This window comes from Rhodococcus sp. ARC_M5 (assembly GCF_022810405.1).
GTDB classification, from domain to species: domain Bacteria; phylum Actinomycetota; class Actinomycetes; order Mycobacteriales; family Mycobacteriaceae; genus Rhodococcoides; species Rhodococcoides navarretei.
On record NZ_JALGQE010000002.1, the window covers coordinates 413,646 to 420,195 of the forward strand.

5 protein-coding genes are annotated in these 6,550 nt (G+C 64.5%); 2 read left to right on the forward strand and 3 right to left on the reverse strand.

Features of this window, described 5'->3' with window-relative positions; genetic code table 11:
* Position 1 precedes the first annotated feature (1 nt).
* Genes MTX34_RS05435 through MTX34_RS05445 form a run of 3 tightly spaced genes read right to left on the reverse strand, consistent with a single transcriptional unit; the run spans position 2 to position 3,164 of the window.
* The gene (locus MTX34_RS05435; RefSeq protein ID WP_243608707.1) at positions 2-1,297 is read right to left on the reverse strand and encodes a GAF domain-containing protein; all 1,296 of its coding nucleotides are present in this window, start codon (positions 1,295-1,297) and stop codon (positions 2-4) included.
* A 44-nt stretch (positions 1,298-1,341) separates the two neighbouring features.
* Positions 1,342-2,109 (reverse strand): acetoin reductase, encoded by a 768-nt coding sequence (locus tag MTX34_RS05440; RefSeq protein WP_243596943.1) that lies wholly within the window; start codon positions 2,107-2,109, stop codon positions 1,342-1,344.
* Positions 2,106-3,164, reverse strand: coding sequence for a 2,3-butanediol dehydrogenase (locus MTX34_RS05445; RefSeq protein WP_243608708.1), 1,059 nt, complete (start codon positions 3,162-3,164; stop codon positions 2,106-2,108). The genes MTX34_RS05440 and MTX34_RS05445 overlap by 4 nt, the downstream gene beginning before the upstream one ends.
* Positions 3,165-3,346: 182 nt before the next feature.
* Between MTX34_RS05445 and MTX34_RS05450 the strand changes: the two genes are divergently transcribed.
* Positions 3,347-4,462 carry a hypothetical protein gene (locus tag MTX34_RS05450; protein ID WP_243608709.1) on the forward strand — a complete coding sequence of 372 codons (1,116 nt, stop codon included), beginning with the start codon at positions 3,347-3,349 and terminating at the stop codon, positions 4,460-4,462.
* Between the two features lie 92 nt (positions 4,463-4,554).
* Entirely contained in the window at positions 4,555-6,396 is a 1,842-nt protein-coding gene (locus MTX34_RS05455) for an NAD(P)/FAD-dependent oxidoreductase (RefSeq protein ID WP_243608710.1), read from the forward strand.
* Positions 6,397-6,550: the final 154 nt, after the last annotated feature.

Here is a 6,550-nt window from a genome sequence, read left to right on the forward strand (position 1 = left end):
CTCAGCCCCGTGCCGCCCGGATCGCCGGGGCCGACGAATGCGGAAGCAACCGACTCATGTCCGACGGCGTGATCACCTCCACGGTCGCCGATTCGTCCAACCGATACGGCTGGGTGGAGATGATGCCCGCAAGGTGTTTGCGCAGCCGAGACATTTCGGCCCGCACGGTGATCGCACGGCCGTCGTCGCCGAAGAGATCGGCCGCCATCTGCGCCGCGGTCCGTCCTTGGCGATGGGTGGCGAGCAGGTACAGGATCTCGGCGTGCCGGGGCGTCGGTTCGTGGGTCCACTCCCCCACCTCACTGCGCACTTCGATGCGAGGCTTCTGCGAACTGCGCAGGTCGATGCGAATTCTCGTTGTGTTGCCCGAGTCCGCAACAGACGATTCCGCAGCGCCTGTCGGGCGCACCAGCCATCCACCGGGCAGGGGCTCGAAATCGCACACGCCGAGGGTCGGCAGCCAGAAGCGTCCCGTCGCGAGATCCTCGGGCAGCAGGATGCGATTGCGCAGCGCTACCGATTCGACGGCCGCGACCCAGCCGTTCGCGTCGACGGCCAGGGCCGGGGACTGCAATCGCGCGAGCATCGGAGCGGCCACCGAACGCAGTCGATCGAGTGTGCTCCGATGAATCTCGCGCAGTTGAGATTCGGCCAACCGTGCGACGGCGTCGACCAGCGCGATGGTGGTGGGATGCACCGTCTTGGCCGGTCCGCTGACGTCGATGGCTCCGAGTACACGGCCGGTCCGCGGGTCCCGGATCGGCGCTCCGGCGCACGTCCACGAATGATGGCTGCGCACATAGTGTTCGGCCGAGAAGATCTGCACCGCGCGCCCCGAGACCAGTGCCGTTCCGATGGCGTTGGTGCCCACCGAATCCTCGGCCCAGTTGGCACCCTCGACGAAGCCGAGGTTGTCGGCGCGGTCGAGTACGGCGGTCGATCCACTGCGCCACAGCACCCGGCCGTGCCGATCGGCGACGACGAGAATGTTGTCGCCGTCCTGCACCACCGATTCCAGGCCGCGGGCCAGATCGTCGAGGATGTCGAACAAACCCGATTCCCGACGCGTGAGCTCGAGGTCGGAGACGTCCATCTGCGTTTCGGCGGGATTGCCCAGTTCGGGGTCGATGCCCAGGGTCTGCAACCGCCGCCACGAGTCACCGATCACCTCGCGGGGACGCGCGGGCGACTTACCGCCGGTCATGGTCGCGTCGTACACGGCAGTGAGAATCTGCGCGTAGCGGCGCGGGTCTTCGCCGGCCGCCAGCGCAGGTTCGGGGCCTGTCGACTGCGTCATCACAGTCGATTGTGCTCCAGCTCACAGATCGACATCAACGGGGGTTACCGATAGACCAGACCACCGTCGATCAACGGTGCCTGGCCCGTCATGTAGTCCGAGTCGGGTCCGGCGAGATACGAGACGAACGCCGCCACGTCCTCCGGGGTCTGCGCGCGACCGAGGGCGATGCCGCCGACGAACTTGTCGTAGGTCTCGCCTTCCGCTGCGCCCGTCAACTCGGCGAAGCGCTTGTCGATGGTCACCCACATGTCGGTGCCGACAACGCCGGGGCAGTACGCGTTGACGGTGATGCCCTCGGCCGCGTACTCCTTGGCCGCCGCCTGAGTCAGGGCACGAACGGCGAACTTCGTTGCGCTGTAGACCCCGAGCATCGCGAACCCGTCGTGACCGGCGATCGACGACGCGTTGATGATCTTGCCCTTCTGGCCGAGCGCCTTGAATTTGGCTGCGGCAGCCTGAATTCCCCACAGCACGCCGTCGACGTTGACGGCCCAGATCTTCGCGACGTCCTCCGGCCGCACGTCGTCGAGCGGTGCCACCTGCGCGATGCCCGCATTGTTGACGATGACGTCGAACCCGCCCAGCGCCTCGTGGGTGTGTTCGACGGCCGCGAAGACCTGGTCGCGATCGCTGACGTCGGCCACGAATGTCGTTGCCTTCGAGCCTGTTCGACGCACCTCGTCGGCCACGCCGGAAATCTTGTCCTCGTTCAGGTCCGCAAGAGCGATGTCGTGACCGTCGTTCGCCAGCCGCAACGCGATGGCCCGGCCGATGCCCTGACCGGCACCGGTCACCAACACCGCGCTCATGCCGATGCTCCAGCCGAAGGGTCAACCAGGACTTTCATTTTGGTGCCTGCGTGCAGCGCCTCGAACCCGTCGTCGATGACACCGTCGAGCGCGATCTTGTCCACCCACCCCGTCGTGTCGTAGTGGCCCTGGCTCATCAGATCGATGACGGCCTCGTAGTCGGCGGCGGTGTAGCAGAGTGAGCCCTGGATGCGCGATTCGTTCATCACCAACTTCTGCAGCGGTGTGGTCAGGGGCTTTTCGTAGATCGCGACACTGACCAACGGCTTGCGCGCACCGATGCACCCGAGCGCGGTCTCGACGGCAGGTTGCACGCCGGCCGCGTCGTAGATGGCGTCGGCACCCTTGCCGTCGGTGAGATCGGCGATGTAGGCCGGGATGTCGACGGCCGTCGGATCGAGGGTCTTCGCACCGAGGGCCTCGATCGATGCTCGACGCGTCGGCGACGGTTCGACGACGTAGACGTTGTCGAGTCCCTTGCCGCGGAGCGCGAACCACAGTCCGATACCGATGGGCCCGGCTCCGAAGACCATCGCGGTGTCCTCGGGCTTCGGATCTCCCAGTGTCGCAGCATGATAGGCGACCGACATCGGCTCGACGAGGGCTCCGAGTTCGAGCGAGACATTGTCGGGCAAGGCGTGAATCATGTCGGTGGGCACGACGGTGTATTCGGCCATTCCGCCGTCGGACATCAGTCCGTGGAAACCGATCTGCGCACAGATGTTGTAGTTGCCCGCCCGGCACGGCCCGCAGTGTCCACAGCGGTAGAGCGGCTCGATGGCGACGCGGTCGCCCACCGCGATGCCGGTCACGCCCTGGCCGAGCTCGGTGACGGTGCCCGAGAACTCGTGCCCGAGTACCAGCGGCATCTCTTGGCCGGTCAACGGATGCGGGGAGGTGGGGATGAAGATGGGTCCTGCGTAGTACTCGTGCAGGTCGGTTCCGCAGATTCCGTTGAACCCGACCTTGACCTTGACCTGCCCTTCACCGGGATGGGGCTCGGGAACGTCGGTGATCTCCACCTTGTTGGGTCCGTAATACACAGCTGCGCGCATCGGTTTTCACTCCTGACTGGATTGGATGCACACAGGTTTATGTGACCCGGAGCACAACCGCCAGGGTTGCAGTGCGTTGCAGTGCGCCGGCCGCAATGCAACCTCCCGCAACCCTGACGGTGGGGTGTGATTCAGCTCATAGTGACGGCGTCCACTGTCGCTCACACCGAAACGAGCAGTCCATGACCGCAACCGCAGACCGCCCACTGAGCAAGTCGAAAATCGCTCGGTCACAGGGCAACTGGATCTTGTTCGGAGTCGCCAACCTCGCCGTGGTGGCGGCCGTGTCGCTTGCGACGTGGTACCTGCTGGCAGACCCGACCACCAGTCCATGGAACTTCTATCCCCTCCCCTTCAACGCCGCGCTGTTCTGGGCAATTCTGTTCATCGTGTTCATCGGATTCGATTGCGAATTCGCCGGATTCGACTCGCTGAAGCAACCGATGCGCGGGCTTGCCATCCTGGCCTCGACGGCAGTGTTCGCCGTTGCCGTCACCTGGATCCTAGGCAGCGGCCTCGGTGCGCTGTATCCGGATTTCGCCGGCACTCGGGAGGGCGGCCTCGGCTACTTCGCCGGAGCTCTGTTCGTGCTGTTCGGATTCGGAACCTGGGTCATGGTGGTCCTCAACTGGCAGCACTGGCCGTGGACCGTACTGCGTATGAAGCAGCCGCTGATCGGACTGTGCGAGATCGCCTTCGTCGCCGTGCCGACTCTGGCGCTGTATTTCGTGTTCGGACTGCCCTCGGTCTCGCTCTCGGCCACCGATCCACTGATGTCCGTTGACACCGCACTCGGCTGGTTCTACTCAATCGTCGTCTCGGTGATCCTCACCGGCCAGACCCTCGACAACTGGCCGTGGAAACTGGCCGGCGGCGGCGGACGGACCGCCCTGGCGGCGACGGTCGGCAACGCGGTTCTCGGCACCGCGATCTACTTCCTCATGGTCCCGCTGGCGAAACTCCTGGTCGGCTCGGACGCCACCGCCGAGCTCGGCTCCGTCATCGACCAGTTCCCAGCACAGATCGGAGTCTGCTGGGCCTTCTGGATGATTTTCTGGGCGAACGGCTTCGGCAATCGCTTCCCCGCGGCGGGACGAGCGGTGCTGACCTTCGCCTTGGCCATCGGCACGTTCCTGGCCTACTACTTCGTCGTCGCGGAGCACGTCCTGCACGAGCCCGTCGTGGCGGCAGGTATCTCCGGGAACGCTCTCGGGTTCATCGACTGGCTGGTGCTGTGGACGTTGATCTACGTCGTCGGATTCCAGTCGTTGGGGTTGAAGAAGCTGTCACCGGCATGAACCGCTGCAACGCATTGCAACTCTCGACCCAGCCCCACGAACGGAGTGTGCTGGGTCACATACACGGCACCACGAATTGCTTAGGAGTTTTCATGACCCAGACCATCGAGCCCGTCGAGATCACCCGCACGCGCAGTCCACAGGAACGGGTCGACGCCTGGCTGTCGAACTTCGAGGACGCCCTGGTCGCGAGGGACATCCCTCGGGTTGCCGGCATGTTCGCCGTCAGCAGCTTCTGGCGCGATCTCGTCACGTTCACCTGGAATCTCAAGACCGTCGAGGGCCGCGACGGCGTCGCCGACATGCTCTCCGAGCGGCTCGACGACACCGACCCGACGGGTTTTCACACCACCGAGACCCCTGACGAGGCGGACGGCGTGGTCTCGGCGTGGATCGAGTTCGAGACCGCCACGAGCCGCGGCAAGGGACACCTGCGCCTGACAGTGGACGCCGACACGGGAGAAGACGTGGCCTGGACTCTGCTGACCACGATGCAGGAACTCAAGGGCCACGAGGAGCGGCAGGGCGCGTCGCGCATCAAGGGTGCGGTGCACGGCTCGAATGCCGACACCCAGAACTGGGCCGAGAAGAAGGAGATCGAGGAGAAGGAGCTCGGCTACAGCGTGCAGCCGTACGCACTCGTCGTCGGCGGCGGTCAGGGCGGCATCGCTCTGGGCGCGAGGTTCCGGCAATTGGGTGTGCCGGCGATCGTCGTCGACCGGGCCGAACGCCCCGGCGACCAGTGGCGCGGGCGCTACAAGTCTCTGTGCCTGCACGACCCGGTCTGGTACGACCACCTCCCATACCTACCGTTCCCGCCGAACTGGCCGGTGTTCGCGCCGAAGGACAAGATCGGCGACTGGCTCGAGATGTACACCAAGGTCATGGAGGTGCCGTACTGGAGCAAGACCACTGCGAAGTCCGCTACCTACGACGAAACCGCCAAGGAGTGGACCGTCGTCGTGGACCGCGACGGCGAAGAAGTGATTCTGCGGCCCAAACAGTTGGTGATGGCCACCGGAATGTCCGGTAAGAAGAACGTGCCGAGCTTCCCCGGCATGGACGAATTCGAGGGCGAGCAGCATCATTCCAGCGAACACCCCGGTCCCGACGCCTATGTCGGCAAGCGCGTCGTGGTGGTCGGCTCCAACAATTCCGCGCACGACATCTGCAAGGCGCTGTACGAGACGGGCGTCGACGTGACGATGCTGCAGCGTTCGTCCACGCACATCGTCAAGTCCGATTCGCTGTGTGAGATCGCGCTCGGAGATCTGTACTCCGAGCGGGCCGTCGAGTCCGGAATGACCACGAACAAAGCCGATCTGACGTTCGCGTCCCTGCCCTACCGGATCATGCACGAGTTCCAGATTCCGGTGTATCAGCAGATCGCGGAGCAGGACAAGGACTTCTACGATCGGCTCCAGAAGGCCGGCTTCCAACTCGACTTCGGTGACGACGGCTCGGGCCTGTTCATGAAGTACCTGCGGCGAGGCTCGGGCTACTACATCGACGTGGGCGCATCCGAGCTGGTCGCGGACGGCAAGATCAAACTCGTTGCCGGACAAGTCGATCGGATCAGCAAGACCGGGGTGGTCCTCGACGACGGAACCGAGCTCCCGGCCGATCTCATCGTCTACGCCACCGGCTACGGTTCGATGAACGGCTGGGTCGCCGATCTGATCGATCAGGAGACCGCGGACAAGGTCGGCAAGTGCTGGGGCCTCGGCTCGAACACCACCAAGGATCCCGGTCCGTGGGAGGGCGAACAGCGCAACATGTGGAAGCCGACGCAGCAGGAGAACTTCTGGTTCCACGGCGGCAATCTGCACCAGTCCCGGCACTATTCGCTCTACCTCGCACTGCAGATCAAGGCGCGCTACGAGGGTATCGACACCCCGGTCTACGGGCTGCAGGAAGTGCATCACCTTCGGTGACCCATGTGAGTGGAACTTCGTAGCAGGCTACGGGCGGATTCGAGCGGTGGTTGCAACGTGCCTGATCATTAGGGATGTTTGCGATGGTTCACCCGGGTTTCTCTCATCAGGTTCGGATGGCGTTCTGGTCACTGCGTAGCAGTGGCGTGACGGT

What these genes read in the sequence shown, in the direction of transcription:
- MTX34_RS05440 (WP_243596943.1), bottom strand. Translation starts at nt 2,109, where the DNA reads ATGAGCGCGGTGTTGGTGACCGGTGCCGGTCAGGGCATCGGCCGGGCC.
- MTX34_RS05445 (WP_243608708.1), bottom strand. Translation starts at nt 3,164, where the DNA reads ATGCGCGCAGCTGTGTATTACGGACCCAACAAGGTGGAGATCACCGAC.
- MTX34_RS05450 (WP_243608709.1), top strand. Translation starts at nt 3,347, where the DNA reads ATGACCGCAACCGCAGACCGCCCACTGAGCAAGTCGAAAATCGCTCGG.
- MTX34_RS05455 (WP_243608710.1), top strand. Translation starts at nt 4,555, where the DNA reads ATGACCCAGACCATCGAGCCCGTCGAGATCACCCGCACGCGCAGTCCA.
- MTX34_RS05435 (WP_243608707.1), bottom strand. Translation starts at nt 1,297, where the DNA reads ATGACGCAGTCGACAGGCCCCGAACCTGCGCTGGCGGCCGGCGAAGAC.